14 protein-coding genes and 1 pseudogene are annotated in these 16,403 nt (G+C 64.9%); 1 reads left to right on the plus strand and 14 read right to left on the minus strand.

From position 1 onward, the window contains the following. From ACFQX9_RS11030 to ACFQX9_RS11050, 5 genes and pseudogenes are all read right to left on the minus strand, one after another. Positions 1–838 (minus strand): annotated as a pseudogene (locus ACFQX9_RS11030) (M16 family metallopeptidase); the annotation flags it as partial. A gap of 201 nt (positions 839–1,039) precedes the next feature. Continuing rightward, positions 1,040–1,765: a hypothetical protein gene (locus ACFQX9_RS11035; RefSeq protein WP_018453482.1), complete on the minus strand. Its 726-nt coding sequence runs from the start codon at positions 1,763–1,765 to the stop codon at positions 1,040–1,042. 97 nt (positions 1,766–1,862) lie between these two features. Then, positions 1,863–2,357 carry a signal peptidase II gene (gene lspA, locus ACFQX9_RS11040; RefSeq protein ID WP_026232539.1) on the minus strand — a complete coding sequence of 165 codons (495 nt, stop codon included), beginning with the start codon at positions 2,355–2,357 and terminating at the stop codon, positions 1,863–1,865. A 156-nt stretch (positions 2,358–2,513) separates the two neighbouring features. Then, complete coding sequence (ileS, locus tag ACFQX9_RS11045; RefSeq protein WP_377788360.1) at positions 2,514–5,519, minus strand: isoleucine--tRNA ligase; 3,006 nt, start codon at positions 5,517–5,519, stop codon at positions 2,514–2,516. Between the two features lie 202 nt (positions 5,520–5,721). Further along, the gene (locus ACFQX9_RS11050) at positions 5,722–6,693 is read right to left on the minus strand and encodes a bifunctional riboflavin kinase/FAD synthetase (RefSeq protein ID WP_377788362.1); all 972 of its coding nucleotides are present in this window, start codon (positions 6,691–6,693) and stop codon (positions 5,722–5,724) included. 228 nt (positions 6,694–6,921) lie between these two features. Between ACFQX9_RS11050 and ACFQX9_RS11055 the strand changes: the two genes are divergently transcribed. After that, positions 6,922–7,317 carry a response regulator gene (locus tag ACFQX9_RS11055; RefSeq protein ID WP_007596883.1) on the plus strand — a complete coding sequence of 132 codons (396 nt, stop codon included), beginning with the start codon at positions 6,922–6,924 and terminating at the stop codon, positions 7,315–7,317. Positions 7,318–7,437: 120 nt separating this feature from the next. On the opposite strand, the gene ACFQX9_RS11060 is transcribed toward ACFQX9_RS11055, so the two are convergent. The 9 genes from ACFQX9_RS11060 to uvrC all read right to left on the minus strand — a co-directional run bounded on the left by ACFQX9_RS11060 (position 7,438) and on the right by uvrC (position 16,219). Then, entirely contained in the window at positions 7,438–8,292 is an 855-nt protein-coding gene (locus ACFQX9_RS11060) for a TIGR01459 family HAD-type hydrolase (protein ID WP_018453486.1), read from the minus strand. Positions 8,293–8,307: 15 nt separating this feature from the next. Further along, positions 8,308–9,780, minus strand: coding sequence for an EAL domain-containing protein (locus tag ACFQX9_RS11065; RefSeq protein WP_018453487.1), 1,473 nt, complete (start codon positions 9,778–9,780; stop codon positions 8,308–8,310). A gap of 142 nt (positions 9,781–9,922) precedes the next feature. After that, positions 9,923–11,053: a YihY/virulence factor BrkB family protein gene (locus ACFQX9_RS11070; RefSeq protein ID WP_026232540.1), complete on the minus strand. Its 1,131-nt coding sequence runs from the start codon at positions 11,051–11,053 to the stop codon at positions 9,923–9,925. 2 nt (positions 11,054–11,055) lie between these two features. Beyond that, entirely contained in the window at positions 11,056–11,655 is a 600-nt protein-coding gene (locus ACFQX9_RS11075; RefSeq protein WP_018453489.1) for a hypothetical protein, read from the minus strand. A gap of 90 nt (positions 11,656–11,745) precedes the next feature. Next, entirely contained in the window at positions 11,746–12,705 is a 960-nt protein-coding gene (gene prmB, locus ACFQX9_RS11080; RefSeq protein WP_085350079.1) for a 50S ribosomal protein L3 N(5)-glutamine methyltransferase, read from the minus strand. Continuing rightward, positions 12,705–13,181 carry a molybdenum cofactor biosynthesis protein MoaE gene (locus ACFQX9_RS11085; RefSeq protein WP_377788370.1) on the minus strand — a complete coding sequence of 159 codons (477 nt, stop codon included), beginning with the start codon at positions 13,179–13,181 and terminating at the stop codon, positions 12,705–12,707. The genes prmB and ACFQX9_RS11085 overlap by 1 nt, the downstream gene beginning before the upstream one ends. Positions 13,182–13,184: 3 nt before the next feature. Beyond that, positions 13,185–13,436 carry a molybdopterin converting factor subunit 1 gene (gene moaD / locus ACFQX9_RS11090; RefSeq protein WP_247489229.1) on the minus strand — a complete coding sequence of 84 codons (252 nt, stop codon included), beginning with the start codon at positions 13,434–13,436 and terminating at the stop codon, positions 13,185–13,187. Further along, positions 13,433–14,050 (minus strand): CDP-diacylglycerol--glycerol-3-phosphate 3-phosphatidyltransferase, encoded by a 618-nt coding sequence (gene pgsA, locus ACFQX9_RS11095; protein WP_377788376.1) that lies wholly within the window; start codon positions 14,048–14,050, stop codon positions 13,433–13,435. The genes moaD and pgsA overlap by 4 nt, the downstream gene beginning before the upstream one ends. 99 nt (positions 14,051–14,149) lie before the next feature. Continuing rightward, positions 14,150–16,219 carry an excinuclease ABC subunit UvrC gene (gene uvrC / locus ACFQX9_RS11100; RefSeq protein ID WP_018453494.1) on the minus strand — a complete coding sequence of 690 codons (2,070 nt, stop codon included), beginning with the start codon at positions 16,217–16,219 and terminating at the stop codon, positions 14,150–14,152. Between the last annotated feature and the right edge of the window lie 184 nt (positions 16,220–16,403).

Raw genomic sequence — 16,403 nt, forward strand, 5'->3', positions numbered from 1 at the left:
GGCCGGGTTGCTCGACGCGCGGATCGGCCAGGGTCACGGTGCGCGGCGCCGCGGGTTCCGGCTCCTGCGGGCGGACGCGGCGCGCCGGGATCGCGGGCTGCGCCGGGATGGCGCCGAAATTGCGCTCGACCAGCGGGCGGATGTCGGCGGGCTCGACGTCGCCGGCGATCACCAGGATCGCGTTGTTCGGCGCATAGAAGCGGCGGTAGAAGGCGAGCGCATCCTCGCGATCGAGCTTCTCGATCTCCTGGTGCCAGCCGATCACCGGCCGGCCGTAGGGATGGTTGAGATAGAGCGCGGCCATGATCTGCTCGTTCAGCCGCGCGTCCGGATTGTTGGCGACGCGCATGTTGTATTCTTCGAGCACGACGTCACGCTCGGGCAACACGTTCTCGTCCTTGAGGATCAGGCCGGTCATGCGGTCGGCCTCGAATTCCATCATGGTCGGCAACTGCTCGCGCGGCACGCGCTGGTAGTAGTTGGTGTAGTCGACCGAAGTCGAGGCGTTCTCGTTGCCGCCGACGCGGAGTACGGTCTGGGAGAATTCGCCGACCGGATGCTTCGATGTGCCCTTGAACATCAGGTGCTCGAGGAAGTGCGCGAGCCCGGACTTGCCCGGCGTCTCGTCCGCCGAGCCGACCTTGTACCAGATCATTTCCGTGACGACGGGCGTGCGATGGTCCGGAATCACCACGACCTGCATGCCGTTTCCGAGCGTGAAGCTGGCGGGCGGAGCCGATGTCACCGTGGTCTGCGCAAGGGATGCGCCGGCCGTGAGGACACTCGTCGAAAGCAGCGCGGCAAGGAGGCGGGCAGCCGATCGGTAAGAGGACATCATGATCCTTATGAAAGGCCGAGCCCGGATGTCCGGCTCGGAGGCACGGCATGGTACACCGTGCGGCAAACGCTTCGCGTCACGAAGCAGAGAACTCAACTCGGGCGCAAGTTACTGATAAGCAATTAAAGACCGCGTCCGGCGCGCACGAGCCGCCGGCGCGGGACCGGGTCTGTGTCGGGATATCGCGAAGGGACAGGAGCGCTATTGTTCCTTGTCCTTGCCGGACATGATGTCGAAATAGGTGCGCCGTGTCTTGTCCTCTCCGGCGCCATAGGCATAGCTCGGTGACGGTGTCTGGTAGCCCGGCGGCGGCTCGACCAGTGACTGGCGCGGCGGCTCGGTCGTGAATTGCTTGGCCTCGCCTTTGTTGTTTGACATCATGCCCCACAGACCGCCGGAGAAACCGAGCTGGGCCGGGCTGAGCGACGGATTGCCGTTGGTGCCCGGCTGAATAGGATCATTGCTCGTGCGCTCGGGTGCGGCTGTCCTGCCGACCTCCATCTCGGCGGGCGACAACGCCCGGCCTGCCTGCCAGCTCTCCGTGGCCTTGACGGCCTTCTTCCGCTGCGCGATGGCCTCCTTGCGGCGTCTCTCGTCAGGGTCCTTCGGCCAGTTCGGCGCGTTCTTGGCTTCAACGCCGGCGGGCGGCGGCAGGTCGAGCTTGGGCGGCACCACCAGCGGCGACCGCTCGCGGTATTCGATACCCTTCTTCTCCATGCTCTTGGCGCCGATGCCCGACATCAGATTGTCGATGAGCTTCTCTTCGAAGGTCATGTCGTCGTCGTCCTCGCCGTCGTCACCGGCGCGGGCGACGCCAGCCGACATGACGAGACCGATGCCGAGCGCGACAGCGGACAATTTCAACGCCCGCCAGAACCCCTGCCGGGGGTCTTCAACCATCGAACCGCTGGTCTTCGAGCTGCGCATCACTGTACCTGTTCCAAAATGTGGCAGTTTGCCGCTCTCGCGCGGCTTAATCCCTCGCAAAAGCAAGGTTCCGCCTGCCGGTCCGTATCGGCCGGGATCAGGGCGCTTTTGCGGCGGGTACCCCCAGGAAGGAATCATACAATAGCGCCGCCACGCCAGCAACGATGGCCACGTCCGCGAGGTTGAACACGTACCAATTATAGGTATTTTCGCCGATATTGATGTGAAACAGGGCGAAATCGACCACCGCGCCATAGGCGAGGCGATCGATCCCATTGCCGATGGCGCCGCCAATGATCAGGCCAAGCGCGATGGTTGCCAGCAGGGTGTGGGAGCGGGCCATCCAGATCGCCAGCGCAACCACCGCGACGACCTTCACGGCCATCAGCGCCATTTGCGCCGCCTGACCGTCGTTCTGGAGCCAGCCGAAGCTGATGCCGATGTTCCAGGCCAGCACCAGGTCGAAGAACGGGGTCACCTCGACCGCGCCGCGACGGGCGAGGTCGAACACGTTCAGCAGCCAGAGCTTTGAAGCCTGGTCGGCCACGAGCGTGAGCAGGGCCGCGAGGATGCCGGCGCGGAGCGGGGTCATGGGCAGTCCGCCACAACACGCTCCGTCGTCGTCCTGGCGAAAGCCAGGACCCACACTCCGAGGCGGTCGTTGTTTGAAAGACTTGTGGTCATCAGCCTTCGTCGCAATTGGCGGCCGTGGAATGGGTCCTGGCTTTCGCGAGGACGACGGTGAGACCTAGATGCTGACCCCCAGCGCCTTCCATTCGCGCAGCGCCTGGGCATCTCGCGGGGTGACGTCGGGGTATTCGGGGTCCTCACCCACCGCCGGCGAAATCTTCCAGGAACGGGCGCATTTGGTGCCGACCGCCTTCTCCACCACGACAGCGACGCCTGGAACGGCATCGAGACGGAATGCGGAAGCCGGCGCCTCGCCCTCGCGCACCTCGTAATTCGAGGTGATGCAGATCTCGGCGAGGTCGGTGTCGAACAACGTCGCAAGCATGTCGCGGTCGGCGACATAGATGACCGGCGATGCCTCCAGCGACGAGCCGATGTTCTTGGCGGCGCGTTCGAGCTCCAGCGCACCGGTGACGACACGGCGGACGTTGCGGATCGCTTCCCACTTCGCGGCGAGCTTGTCGTCGCGCAGGCTTTCGAGGTCGTCGGGAAACTGCGTCAGGTGCACCGAGGGCTCGGCGGGCCTGTACATGCGCCAGGCTTCCTCCGCGGTGAAGCTGAGGATCGGCGCCAGCCATTTCAGGATCGAGCTGCACAACAGGTCGATCGTGGTCAGCGCCGCCTTGCGCGTCAGCGAGGACGGCGGATCGCAATACAGCGTGTCCTTGCGGATGTCGAAATAGAACGCGGAGAGCTCACTGTTCAGGAACGCGGACAAGGTTGCGACCACGGTCTTGTAGTCGAACTCCTGATAGGCTTTGCGGACGACGGCAGCACGGACCGCGAGCTCGTGCAGCATCAGCCGTTCGAGTTCGGGCATGTCGGCGGGCGCGACTGCGTCGGCCGGCTTGTAGTGATCCAGCGTTCCCAGCATCCAGCGTACGGTGTTGCGCAGCTTGCGATAGGTCTCGATGGTGTTCTTCAGGATCTCCGGGCCGATGCGCTGGTCGTCGGCATAGTCGGTGGCGCAGACCCAGAGGCGCAGGATATCCGCGCCCGAATCCTTGATCACCTTCTGAGGCTCGACGGTGTTGCCGATCGACTTCGACATCTTGCGGCCGTTCTCGTCGAGCGTGAAGCCGTGGGTGAGCACGATGTCGTAGGGCGCGCGGCCGCGCGTGCCGGCGCTCTCCAGCAGCGACGAATGAAACCAGCCGCGATGCTGGTCGCTGCCTTCCAGGTACATCACGGTGTCGTCGCCGCCGTCGACCTTGCGAACGATGTTGCCGAGCTGCGGGAAGTTCTGGCGATCCTCGAGCACGAAGGCGTGTGTGGAGCCGGAATCGAACCAGACGTCGCAGATGTCGTCGATTTTCTTCCAATCTTCCTTCGCGCGGGATCCAAGGAAGCGCTCGCGGGCGCCTTCCATGTACCAGGCGTCGGCGCCTTCCTCCATGAAGGCCTCGGTGATGCGCTGGTTGACGATCTCGTCCTGCAGGATCTCGGCCGAGCCGTCGCTCTTCTCGCGCACGAACACGGCGATCGGCACGCCCCAGGCGCGCTGGCGCGAGATCACCCAGTCCGGACGGTTGGCGATCATGCCGTTGATGCGGTTCTCACCTGACGGCGGCACCCATTGCGTGACCGAGATCGCATGCAGCGCGCGAGCCCGCAGCGTATCGCCCTTCCTGGCGTGGCCATCTTCGCTGATGTCCTTGTCCATCGCGATGAACCATTGCGGCGTGTTGCGGAAGATCACCGGCTTCTTCGATCGCCAGGAATGCGGGTACTGGTGCTTGAGGCGGCCGCGCGCGAGCAGCTTGCCGGCCTCGACCAACGCCTTGATCACGGCTTCATTGGCATCGCCCTTCTCGCCCTTGTCGTTGAGCACGCGCTTGCCGGTGAAGCCGGGGGCCTGCGCGGTATAGGCGCCGTTCTCGTCGACAGTGTAGGGGATCGCGGTCGAGATGCCGCGCTCATCGAGCTCGCGGGTATTGGCCATCCAGACGTCGAAATCCTCGCGGCCGTGGCTCGGCGCGGTGTGCACGAAACCGGTGCCGGTATCGTCGGTGACATGCTCGCCGGCGAGCAGCGGCACGATAAACGCGTAACCGCCATCGAGGCCGCGCAAGGGATGGGCGCACTCCACGGCGTCCAGCGTATCGCCGGGAATGTCGCGCAGCTTCTCATAGGCCGTGACGCGCGCCTGCTTGAACACCTCTGCTGCAAGCGCATCGGCCAGGATCAGGAGATCGCCGGTCTTCGCCCAATTGTCCGCGGCCGCATCCGTCACCTTGTAGAGGCCGTAGGCGATCTTCGGTGAGAACGAGATCGCGCGATTGCCGGGCAGCGTCCAGGGCGTGGTGGTCCAGATCACGACCGATGCATTGGCGAGCGCACCATGTGCCGGGGACGTGACGGGAAACTTCACCCATACCATGTCGGATGTGTAGTCCTCGTACTCGACCTCGGCCTCGGCGAGGGCGGTCTTCTCGACCACGCTCCACATCACCGGCTTGGAGCCGCGATACAGCGTGCCGTTGGCGGCGAACTTCATCAGCTCGCGGGCGATCTGCGCTTCGGCGGGATAGCTCATCGTCTGATAGGGATGATCCCAGTCGCCGATGATGCCGAGCCGCTTGAATTCCTCGCGCTGCACGTTGATCCAGTGTGTCGCATAGGCGCGGCATTCCTTGCGGAACGCCACCATCGCAGCGGAGTCGCGGAAGTCGGGCTTCTGCTTGCCCTTGGAACGGTAGTTCTCTTCCTCGATCTTCCATTCGATCGGCAGGCCGTGGCAGTCCCAACCGGGCACGTAGTTGGAGTCGAAGCCGAGCATCTGCTGGCTCTTGGTCACGACGTCCTTGAGGATCTTGTTCAGCGCGTGCCCGATATGGATGTTGCCATTGGCGTAGGGCGGGCCGTCATGCAGCACGAATTTGGCGCGGCCCTGGGCTTCCTGGCGCAGCTTGTCGTAAAGGCCGATGTCGTTCCAGTATTTCAGCAGCTCCGGCTCGCGCTGCGGCAGGCCGGCCCGCATCGGGAATTCGGTCTGCGGCAGGAACAGGGTTTTCGAATAGTCTTTGGCTTCGGATTTTTGGGACTTTTGTGGCTTGTCGGACATGAGGCTGACTGGCTCGGAAGGGCGCGGGAACGGATGGCGATGCGGAATCGCGGGTGAAACGACGACATCCCGGTCTTGCGCCGAGCCGAAGGCTCAGGCGGAAGCCGGGCCGCTAATCCCTATGATGCGCCGCGCAAACATGGGCTCTCCATAGCAGGGGGGCGGGGGAAGCGCAAAAGGTTCGGCGGGCCGGTTTCCGGCCTCAATCGATGACGCCAAGCCGCGGAAACGCGTCCGGCGCGGCGGCGAGCATGGCGCGGGCGCGGGCGGAATCGTTGTCCATCTGGCGGATCAGGGCATCCAGGCCCTCGAATTTCAGCTCCTCGCGGATGAAGCCGATAAAGGCGCAGTCGAGCGCCTGCCCGTAGAGATCCCCCTTGAAGTCGAACAGGAAGATTTCCAGCAGCGGCGCACCATTGTCGAACGTCGGGCGGCGGCCGAAGCTTGCGACCCCATCCAGCCGCTCCGCGCCGCGGCCGACCCGCACCGCATAGATGCCGTGCTTGAGGCCGCAATTGGCATCAAGGCGGATATTGGCGGTGGGATAACCGAGGTCGCGGCCGCGCTTCTCTCCGTGGATGACCTCGCCGGTGATAAACCAGGGCGCGCCGAGCATGGCCGTGGCCTCGTCGAGTTGGCCTTCGGCGAGCGCGATTCGGATCGCGCTGGACGAGACCGGCCGCTCGTCGATATCGACATGCGGCTGCACGTCGACCTCGATGCCGAGCCGGGGCGCCTCGTTGACGAGGAGGCTCGGCGAGCCGACCCGACCCTTGCCGAAGTGGAAGTCGTAGCCGACGGCGATTCCGCCGATGCCCAGGCGCCCGATCAGGTCGTGGTGAATGAAGTCTTGCGCGCTGGTCCCGGCGCGGGACTTGTCGAAGGTCATGACCACGGCGCCGTCAAGTCCGGTGCCGGCCAGAAGCCGCAGCTTGGCACGCTCGTCCGTCAGGCGGAATTGCGGGGTGTTGGGGCTGAAAAACCGGCGCGGATGCGGCTCGAAGGTCAATGCCAGCGCAGGGCGGCCATGTAGCCGGCCCATTTCCAGCGCCGCAGCGATTACGGCGCGATGGCCGAGATGAACGCCGTCGAAATTGCCCATGGCGACCACGGCACCCCTTGCAATGGCGGAGTCCGGCGTGGTGTCGCGGATAACGGTAAAATGCGGGGCCATCAGGGGAATCTCGAACCGGCGGGACCGGCCGGGACCGTGGCGCGACGGGCCGGATGAAGTCAAGCGGGAGGGGGCGGCCGCATCGAGTGCGATTTCAGTCCACCGGGGGCGTTCCCAGTTAACGCGCTGTTTAACGCCTTGGTGCTAGTCCTTGGGCGTGGAACCGCGGGGCTCCGGCCCGGCAGGTCCGATCGTAATATTTCCTGGGTTTGCGTTGGGGGAGTCGAGATGGCGGTTGATTTGTCGATGTCGGTTCTGGTGGTTGACGACTACAGCACCATGATCCGTATCATCAGGAACCTCCTGAAGCAGCTTGGCTTCGAGAATATCGATGATGCAAGCGACGGTTCGGCAGCGCTGAACAAGATGCGTGGCAAGAAGTACGGGCTCGTGATTTCCGACTGGAACATGGAGCCGATGACGGGTTACGACCTGCTGCGCGAAGTGCGCGCGGATCCGAACCTCGCCACCACGCCCTTCATCATGATCACGGCCGAATCAAAGACCGAGAACGTGATCGCGGCCAAGAAGGCCGGCGTGAACAACTACATCGTCAAGCCGTTCAACGCGGCGACGCTGAAGACCAAGATCGAGGCGGTCTTCCCGGACATGGCGAGCGCGTAAGGCGCGATCGAAGCCATCAGTTGAATTCGGAAAGCCCGGGCGATTGTCCCGGGCTTTCTGCGTCGGGTTCGTCGTTCCGGAATCGACGCCCCAGATCAACCGGGAATGACGATCAACTCGCTACCACTTCAGTTCGCGCATCAGCGCCTTCGGGGGATGGCCGAACAATTCCAGCACCGACGCCGGGTCGAGCTGGTCGAGACCCTCGAACTCCTCGGCATGGATGCCGCGGGTCACGAACAGGCAATCGATGCCGAACTCGCGCGCGCCGGTGAGGTCGGTCCGGACGGAATCGCCGATCGCGAGCACCTTTTTGCGGTCGATCTGGTGGCCCTGGCGTTCGCCGGCGAGCGCCATCGCGCGCTCGTAGATCGGCCGGTGCGGCTTGCCGTAGAAGATCACCTCGCCGCCGAGCTCGCGATAGAGCTCCGCGATCGCGCCGGCGCAATAGATCAGGCGGTCGCCGCGTTCCACCACGATGTCGGGGTTGGCACAAACCAGCGTCAGCTTGCGCTCGCGCGCCTTCAGCATCATGCCGCGATAGTCTTCCGCCGTCTCGGTCTCGTCGTCATAGAGGCCGGTGCAGACGATGTAATCCGCCTCTTCCAGCGGCGCGGTCACCGCATCGAGGCCGCGATAGATCGAGTTGTCGCGCTCGGGGCCGAGCCAGAACATCTTGCGGCCGGGATGGTCGGCGACATAGAGCCGCGTCAGGTCGCCTGAAGACACGATCGCGTCATAGGTCTCGTCGGCGACGCCGAGCTTGCGCAATTGCCGCTGCACGGAGTCGGCCGGGCGCGGCGCGTTGGTGATCAGGATGACCGTACCGCCGCGGCTGCGGTAGGTGTGCAGCGCCTCGCAGGCTTCGGGGAAGGATTCGAGACCGTTATGGACCACGCCCCAGATGTCGCTGAGCACGACGTCCACGCCCGCCACGAGTTCACGCAGGCTTTCGGCGAAATGCAGTGTGGTCATGATGCGTGCGGCCGATCAGATACGTCGCGCGAGCGCGGCGTTGCCGGTGACGCGCTGTGGCGCAGACGCAGCCGACGTCGCGCCTGAGCTGGATATGCCGGAGCCATTGGATCCCTGAATGTCCTGTGCCTGGTTCGGCGCGGCGGTAGCAGATGACCCCTCCGGCCGCAATGGCCGGGGCGGCGCGAACAGGAACCCCTGGCCGAACCGCACGTCATAATCGAGCAGGTCGATCACGGCGCGCTCGCCCTCGATTCGCTCGGCGATCAGATCGATGCCGAAGCGGCCGAGCAGGTCGGAGAGATCGGACGGGTGGATGTCCGAGGCCGAAGCCTGCCTGGGGTCGAGCAGGAGCGAGGCCGGCACCTTGATGAAGCGCACGCCGCGATCGGCGAGCTCGCGCGGTTCGATGCGCAAATCGGTGACATGGTCGATCGAGAAACGGAAGCCGCGCTGGGCGAGCGCGGCGAGATTCTCGGTTTCGGCCGGGCCGAGATTGCGGAAGGTGGATTGCTTGAATTCCAGCACCAGCGAGGGCGCCAGCGCTCGATTGGCTTCGAGGAAATCGAGGTATTGCGCGAAGGTCGTGGAATTGCCGAGCGTGGAAGCCGCGACGTTGCAGAACACGCCGACTTCCTTGTTGCGTACCATCAGGCGCCGCAGCACCTGCACGCAGCGCAGCATGACCATGTTGTCGATGCGCCCGATCAACCCGGAGGCCTCCGCGATGCTGATGAACTCCTCGGCCGCGACCAGCTGGTCACGCTCGTCGCGCAGGCGCGTCACGGCCTCGTAGAACCGGACCTTGCGCTGCGGCAGCGACACCATCGGCTGGAGGAAGATGTCGATGCGGTTCTCGTCGATCGCGTTGCGGAGCGTCGCCAGCAATTGGGTCTGGTTGCGGCCGTTGGCGGTCTGAACCGGATTGGCGGTCTGGGTCTGGATCGCCGGTGCTGCCGGCCGCATTGGCGGCGGCGCGGGCGCCGGGGCAGCCGGCCGTTCCTCCTCGAACGTGGCCATCAGGTCGAGCGGCGCGTCCGGCTCCTGCCTTGCGACCGGCGCGGGGGCCGACACTGGCGCGTTGCCGGCCATCAGATCCTCATGGGCCGACACGGTGGTGGCGAGTTGCCTGACCAGTCCGCCGAGTTCGTTGATCTCGCCGACCACCGACTGGATGCGGTCGGAGTTGGCCGAATTGGAAGAGGCGATGCGTGCTTCGATCGTGGCGAGCCGGCGGCCGAATTCGGCGACCTGACGGGCGAGGTCGGCGGTGCCGCGCGAAAGATCGGCGATCTGGCCGCCGACGTCGCTGCGGTCGCGCAGTCGCATCGACACTGCATTGTAGAGGATCAGGAAGGTCAGCGCCGTCAGCGCCACGATCGCGGATTCGGTTCCGCTGATGCCGGCGACCGCGTAGAGCAGGAGCCCGAGCGAGGCGGCGACCAGAACCATGCAGATCGCGATGAAGATCGTCGAAATACGAATCATGCCGCGCGTTACGCCTCAAGAGCTGACTGCCTGACCGGGAAAACACGGGTGGCGTTTCGAACCCGTCACGCCGCATGCTCCCCCAAGCGGCATGACCTTAACATCATTGTTGATTCGAGGGGATAGCGGCCCAATCGCAGAGTCAGGACGGCGCCGCGGCGCCGACCGTGTCGGCCGAGACGGCCTCGCGGGTGCCTAGCGGCTTGGGCGGCCCGGTGGTCGTGTCGCGCAAGGTCTGCCGTTCGATCTCCGAATTCAGCTCAGCCCCGAACATGATGACGATGGCCGACATCCACATCCACATCATCAAGCCGATCGCAGCGCCGAGCGAGCCGTAGGTCGCGTTGTAATTTGCGAATTCGGACAGATACCAGGACAGCAGCGCCGAGCCGGCGATCCAGAGGATCGCGGCCGTCACAGCGCCGGGGCTCAGCCATTGCCAGCGCGGGGCGTCGCGGCTGGGCGCGAAGCGGTAGAGGACGGCGAGCGCCGCAAGGAGAATGACGAACAGCACCGGCCATCGCGCCAGCGCCACGATCAGCTTGCTTTCGGGCGCCATGCCGAGGTGGTTGAGCGCGAGCGGGAAGGCGACGACGGCGCCCACCATCAGCAGCAGGGCAACGATGCCACCGACCGTGAAAGCCAGCGAGACCGTGTTCAGCCGGATGAAGCTGCGCTTTTCACGCTCCTCATAGGCGACGTTGAGGGCGTCGAAGATGGCTTTGACGCCGGCATTGGCGCTCCAGATCGCGAGCACGAGTCCAAACAGGAAAGTGAAACCAAGGGTCGCGCCGCCGTTCGACACGACGCGCGCCACCTGGTCCTCGACGATCTGGAACGCGCCCTCGGGCAGCATCATCGCGAGCGATTGCAGGTTGGAACTGATCGTCGAGGGATCGGCGAACAGGCCATAGAATGAAACCAGCGCCGTGATGGCGGGAAAGATCGCGAGCAGTCCGAAAAAGACGACGCCGCCGGCGGTCGCGAGCAGGCGATCCTCGTCGATGCGCTGATAGGTGCGCCAGAGGATGTCCTTCCAGCCTGCCCACGGGATCGCGAACGGGCTTTTCGCGCGGCGGCCGCGGCCGGGCTGCGAGGCTGCGCCCGTCGGGCTCGTTTCCGGCGAATTCGCCTCGCCGTTGCGGTGGTCTTGCGGAGGTCCCGGCCGGATCAGGCCAGAATCCTGGAAATACCGTTCCGCGGTGAGCACGAACACGGTCGTGGCTGCGACTAACAGCCAGCTGTCGAATTGCTCGGCGCGCCGCATACGCATTTTCAGGTATCCGCTCCGTGGCCGTGACGCCGCCTGCGCGCGGCCGTGATCCCGACCAGCCCAACGGCCGCGAGCATCAGCCCGAGTTGCACGGGCCGGTTGGACCGAGCCGGCCACGTGCTGCCGCCATGTCCTGACTCATGTCCTCGTTCGCCCGGCGCGAGCGGCGCCAGGGGAATTGTCGTCGCGACCTCTTTCACCGCCTCCTTCACCGTTCCGCGCGGGATGCGCGGGGTGGCGATAGCCACCCGTAGGCGGCTGGCGAGCGGCACGATCGGCTTGGTCTTGCGCTTCATCTGGGCCATGGCCACGCCGGCGCAGGCGGCGGCCAGGACCAGGAGCACAGCGCCGACGGCGCCGAACCCCCAGAATTGCCCGTAATGGATTGCAATCCAGCGGTACAGGGCGATCAGGCCGACGAAGAAGGCTGCGACGACGAACAAGCCCGCAACCGCGAGCAGTCCGGCCGCAGCCGCGTACGACGTCATGCGCCCTGTGGCCTGGTTGCTCCGGTCGCGGGCATAGGACTGGGCGGCGCGCTTGAGATGGTTGAGCTTGAGCGCGACGCCGGCGCGCAGCAATTCGCCCGATGGCGCAAGCATGCGGTTATCCTCCGAGTGCGAGAAAATTCGTCGGGGGATGAACGTGGCGGTATTTGACTTGTTCCGACGAGGTCTGCCCGCCGTGATGGATCAGCCGAGATCGGTTGCCGCGATCCAGAACACTTCGCCCTCGGAGTCCTCGGTGTCGAGCCAGAGCAGCGGCAATTCAGGAAAGGCCTCGTCAACCAATTCGCGGCCGCGGCCGATCTCGCAGATCAGCCCGCCATGCGGCGTCAAATGGCCGGGCGCATCGCGCAGGATCCGGCGCACCACATCGAGACCGTCGGCGCCGCCGTCGAAGGCGAGCTTCGGCTCGGCCCGGCACTCGGGCGGCAGCGCCGCCATGCCTTCGGCGTCGACATAAGGCGGGTTGGTGATGATCAGGTCGTATTTGGTGTTACCGAGTGGGGCGAACAGGTCGCCGCGATGCAGGCTGATCCGGCCATCGAGCCCGTATTCGCCGACATTTCGTCTGGCGACGTCGATCGCGCCCTTCGAGATATCGACGGCATCGATCGTGGCGTTCGGGAAATGATGCGCGGCGAGGATCGCGAGGCATCCCGATCCCGTGCAGAGATCGAGCACGCGCTCGACGGCGCTGGAGTCGTCGATCAGCGAGCCGGCTTCGCCGTCGCCGCCGAAATGCGACTCCAAGAGTTCACCGATGAAGGAGCGCGGAACGATGACGCGCTCGTCGACATAAAACGGCAGGCCGCGCATGTAGATCTTGTTGACGAGATACGCGGCCGGTTTGCGCGTAGTGACGCGCTGATGAACGAGATCGATGATGGTCCTGCCCTCGGCGGCCGTCACGCGCGCGTTGGCAAAAATCTCGAACTGCTCGGGATGCAGATGCAGGGCTTCACAGACCAGGAAAGCCGCTTCCGCGACCGGATCGGGCGTGCCATGGGCAAAGGCGAGCTTGGTCTCATTGAAGCGGCTCACGGCATAGCGGACGAAATCGATCAGCGTGAGAAGCTCGCCGGGGCCCACTTTCGCGAGCTTTGGCGCGGCGCGGCCGCGCACGGCCTTTTTGGATGTTGTTGCCATCAGCATCGGGTCCAGCGTGCGGCGGCTTCGTCGTCGCGGGCCTGGGCCTCGACCCAGCCGGTGCCGGTGGCGCTCTCTTCCTTCTTCCAGAACGGCGCGTTGGTCTTGAGATAATCCATCAGGAACTCGGCTGCCTGGAACGCTGCCTGGCGGTGCTGCGAGGCGGTCAGCACCAGCACGATGTTCTGGCCGGGCATGAAACGGCCGACGCGATGGATCACCGTGACGCCGCTGAGAGGCCAGCGCGAGATGGCCTCGTCGGCATGGCGCCTGATCTCTTCCTCGGCCATGCCGGGATAATGCTCGAGCGAGAGCGCGGCGATCTTCGCGCTGTCTTCGTCGCTGCGGCAGATGCCGGAAAAGCTCACGACCGCACCGATGTCGGTGCGGTTCCCGGTCAGCACCGCGATCTCGCGCGCGATGTCGAAATCGTCTTGCTGGATACGGATGGTGACGGGGCAGGTGGCGACGGACATGGCCTAGCCGCCGGTCATCGGCGGGAAGAACGCGATCTCGCGAGCGCCTGCGATCGTGGCGTCCGACTTGACGTGGGCATGGTCGATCGCGGTGCGGATCACCTTCGGCTTCTCGAACGCATAGGCGTAGGCTTCGCCTTGGCCGGACAGCCAGGCGATCAGCTCTTCCACGGTGCGCACGGTCGCAGGCGGCTCGATCGTCTCCTCGGCCTTGCCGATGCGCTCGCGCACCCAGGCGAAGTACTTCACCTTCATCCCTCATCCTCCTTGATGAGGTGATGGATGCCGGCGCCGAAATAGTCGTAGCCGGTGTACATGGTGAGGATCGCCGAGGCCCAGAGCAGCGCCAGCCCGATCATCGAGACCATGGGCACGACCTCATCGCCGGCCGGACCAGCCAGCAGGAAGCCGATGGCGATGAGCTGAACCGTCGTCTTCCATTTCGCAAGCTTGGTCACGGGCACGCTGACACGCAGCGCGGCAAGATATTCGCGCAGGCCCGAGACCAGGATCTCGCGGCACAGGATCACGATGGCGGCCCACAGCGACCAGCCGTGAATGATGCCGTCGGCGGCCAGCATCAGCAGGCACGAGGCGACCAGAAGCTTGTCGGCGATCGGATCGAGCATGCGGCCGAACGCCGATTGCTGATTCCAGATCCGTGCGTAATAGCCGTCGAGGTAATCGGTGACCGCAGCCGCGATAAAAATGGCGACGGCGCCCCAGCGCAGCCACAGCGGGCCGTCCATGATCGACTGTGCGTAGATGCACCCGACCACGACCGGGATCGCGGCGATCCGGCCGTAGGTCAGGATGTTCGGGAGGGACATCGCGCGGCTGGTCGTCCCTCGTGTCGTGGCGATGTTCATCCGTCCTACCAATACCGCTGCAGCCTGAAGGTCAACCGTTCCGCTCCCCAAATGGGGTGCGGGATGCGACGACCATATGACCGCGGCCCCCCTTTTATTTCACCCCGGCTGGGGATGGAAATACTCGAAAATCCTGCGGGCGCTCTCGGCGCTCACCCCCGGAACCTTACCGAGATCGGTGATCGAGGCCCGTTCGATCTCCTTCAGGGTTCCGAAATGATGCAGCAAGGCACGTTTGCGTGACGGACCGATGCCAGGAATCTCCTGCAAGCCGGCCTCGCGGATGTCCTTCTTGCGCAGCTTGCGGTGCGAGCCGATGACGAAACGGTGCGCCTCGTCCCGCAGCCGCTGGATGAAATAGAGCACGGGGTCGCGCGGCTCCAGCTTGATCGCCTCGCGCTCCGGCATGAACAGGGTCTCGCGGCCGGCATCCCGGTCCGGCCCCTTGGCCACCGACATCAGCGCCACCTGGGTCAGGCCGAGATTTGCAAAGATGTCCCGGACCGCGTTGAGCTGGCCGCGGCCGCCATCGATGATCACGAGATCGGGCCATTGCGGGAAGTCGTCGTCCTTGGCTTTGGCCGCGTTGTCCTCGGGTGGATTGATCAAGCGCTTGAAACGGCGTTCGAGCACCTCGCGCATCATCCCGTAATCGTCGCCGGGCGTCAGGCCCTCCGACTTGATGTTGAACTTGCGATACTGGTTTTTCACAAAACCGTCCGGGCCGGCGACGATCATGGCGCCGACTGCGTTGGTGCCCTGGATGTGGCTGTTGTCGTAGACCTCGATCCGCTTCGGCGCATGCGTCAGGCTCAGGGTCGTGGCCATGGCGTCCAACAGGCGGCTCTGCGTCGCGGTGTCCGCGAGCTTGCGGCCCAGGGCCTCGCGCGCGTTGGTGAGCGCGTGGGTGACGAGCTCCTTCTTCTCGCCGCGCTTCGGCATGGACACTTCGACCTTGCGGCCCGCCTTGATCGAGAGCGCGTTGGCAAGCAGCTCGCTCTCCTCGATCTCGTGCGAGAGCAGGATATTCCTCGGCGGCGGCTTGTCGTCATAGAACTGGGCGAGGAAGGAGCCGAGCACCTCTTCCGGCGTATATGTCTTCTCCGCGCGCGGGAAATAGGCGCGGTTGCCCCAGTTCTGCCCGGTGCGGAAGAAGAACACTTCGACGCAGGAGAAGCCGCCCTCCTGGTGGATGGCGAACACGTCGGCTTCTTCCACCGTGCGCGGATTGATGCCCTGCTGCGACTGGATCGCGGACAGCGCAGCGAGGCGGTCGCGGTAGAGCGCGGCGCTCTCGAATTCGAGCTCGCCGGAGGCCTTCTCCATCTCCGCGGCAAGCTCCTGCTTCACCGCATGGCTCCTGCCGGACAGGAAGTCGCTCGCCTCGCGCACCAGGGTCGTGTAGCCGGGGAAGTCGATCTCGCGGGTGCAGGGGCCGGCGCAACGGCGGATCTGGTAGAGCAGGCAGGGCCGCGAGCGACTCTCGAAGAAGGAATCCGTGCAGGAGCGGATCAGGAACGCGCGCTGAAGTGCGGTGATGGTGCGGTTGACGGCTCCGGCGGAGGCGAACGGGCCGAAATAGCGACCCGGCCGCGTCTGCGCGCCGCGATGCTTCAGGATCTGCGGCGCCCAATGGTCGCCCGTGATCAGGATATAGGGAAACGACTTGTCGTCGCGCAGCTGCACGTTGAAGCGCGGCCGAAGCTGCTTGATGAGGTTGGCCTCCAGCAGCAGGGCTTCGGTCTCGGTGTGGGTCGAGATGATTTCCACGGTCACCGTGGCGGCGATCATGCGCAGGATGCGCGCCGGCTGCGGCGCACTCTGGCGCGCATAGTTCGACAGGCGCTTTTTGACGTTCTTGGCCTTGCCGACATAGAGCACGTCGGCATTCGCATTGAGCATGCGGTAGACGCCGGGCGAGGTGGGGGCGAGGCGCACCGCGCGTTCGATCGCCTCGTGGCCGGTCGCCAGCGGCTCTTCGCCGACGGTGCCGCTCTCTTCCAGGATGTCCGGCAGCCGCGCATCGTCCTCGTCGTCGCCATTCGCAGTGGCGGGATCGAGGTCCGGCGGCGCGGCTTCCGTTTCCTGGGGCGGGACGTCGGGTGCGTTGCCGCGCACGGGTTTGCGTACGCGTGCGTCGTCCGGATTGTCGGGGGAATCGTGAACCATGGTGCGAATTTAAGCGCTGCGGGTGTCGATTTGAAGTTCCGGCCGAGCGGCACGCACAGGATGGCGGCGCAGTTCCCGGTAACGCTTGCTTAAGCCTGTTAACAGCGCGGTAACCCGGCTTAACAGGCCTTTAACTTAAAACTCTCGATAAATCTTACGCGAAAAAGGGTGGTTCCGTAACCAT

The organism is Bradyrhizobium sp. GCM10028915, assembly GCF_042666195.1.
GTDB classification, from domain to species: domain Bacteria; phylum Pseudomonadota; class Alphaproteobacteria; order Rhizobiales; family Xanthobacteraceae; genus Bradyrhizobium; species Bradyrhizobium canariense_D.

What these genes read in the sequence shown, in the direction of transcription:
- ACFQX9_RS11050 (WP_377788362.1), bottom strand. Translation starts at nt 6,693, where the DNA reads ATGGCCCCGCATTTTACCGTTATCCGCGACACCACGCCGGACTCCGCC.
- ACFQX9_RS11060 (WP_018453486.1), bottom strand. Translation starts at nt 8,292, where the DNA reads ATGACCACACTGCATTTCGCCGAAAGCCTGCGTGAACTCGTGGCGGGC.
- uvrC (WP_018453494.1), bottom strand. Translation starts at nt 16,219, where the DNA reads ATGGTTCACGATTCCCCCGACAATCCGGACGACGCACGCGTACGCAAA.
- ACFQX9_RS11065 (WP_018453487.1), bottom strand. Translation starts at nt 9,780, where the DNA reads ATGATTCGTATTTCGACGATCTTCATCGCGATCTGCATGGTTCTGGTC.
- lspA (WP_026232539.1), bottom strand. Translation starts at nt 2,357, where the DNA reads ATGACCCCGCTCCGCGCCGGCATCCTCGCGGCCCTGCTCACGCTCGTG.
- ACFQX9_RS11085 (WP_377788370.1), bottom strand. Translation starts at nt 13,181, where the DNA reads ATGTCCGTCGCCACCTGCCCCGTCACCATCCGTATCCAGCAAGACGAT.
- moaD (WP_247489229.1), bottom strand. Translation starts at nt 13,436, where the DNA reads ATGAAGGTGAAGTACTTCGCCTGGGTGCGCGAGCGCATCGGCAAGGCC.
- prmB (WP_085350079.1), bottom strand. Translation starts at nt 12,705, where the DNA reads ATGGCAACAACATCCAAAAAGGCCGTGCGCGGCCGCGCCGCGCCAAAG.
- ACFQX9_RS11055 (WP_007596883.1), top strand. Translation starts at nt 6,922, where the DNA reads ATGGCGGTTGATTTGTCGATGTCGGTTCTGGTGGTTGACGACTACAGC.
- ACFQX9_RS11075 (WP_018453489.1), bottom strand. Translation starts at nt 11,655, where the DNA reads ATGCTTGCGCCATCGGGCGAATTGCTGCGCGCCGGCGTCGCGCTCAAG.
- pgsA (WP_377788376.1), bottom strand. Translation starts at nt 14,050, where the DNA reads ATGAACATCGCCACGACACGAGGGACGACCAGCCGCGCGATGTCCCTC.
- ACFQX9_RS11035 (WP_018453482.1), bottom strand. Translation starts at nt 1,765, where the DNA reads ATGCGCAGCTCGAAGACCAGCGGTTCGATGGTTGAAGACCCCCGGCAG.
- ileS (WP_377788360.1), bottom strand. Translation starts at nt 5,519, where the DNA reads ATGTCCGACAAGCCACAAAAGTCCCAAAAATCCGAAGCCAAAGACTAT.
- ACFQX9_RS11070 (WP_026232540.1), bottom strand. Translation starts at nt 11,053, where the DNA reads ATGCGTATGCGGCGCGCCGAGCAATTCGACAGCTGGCTGTTAGTCGCA.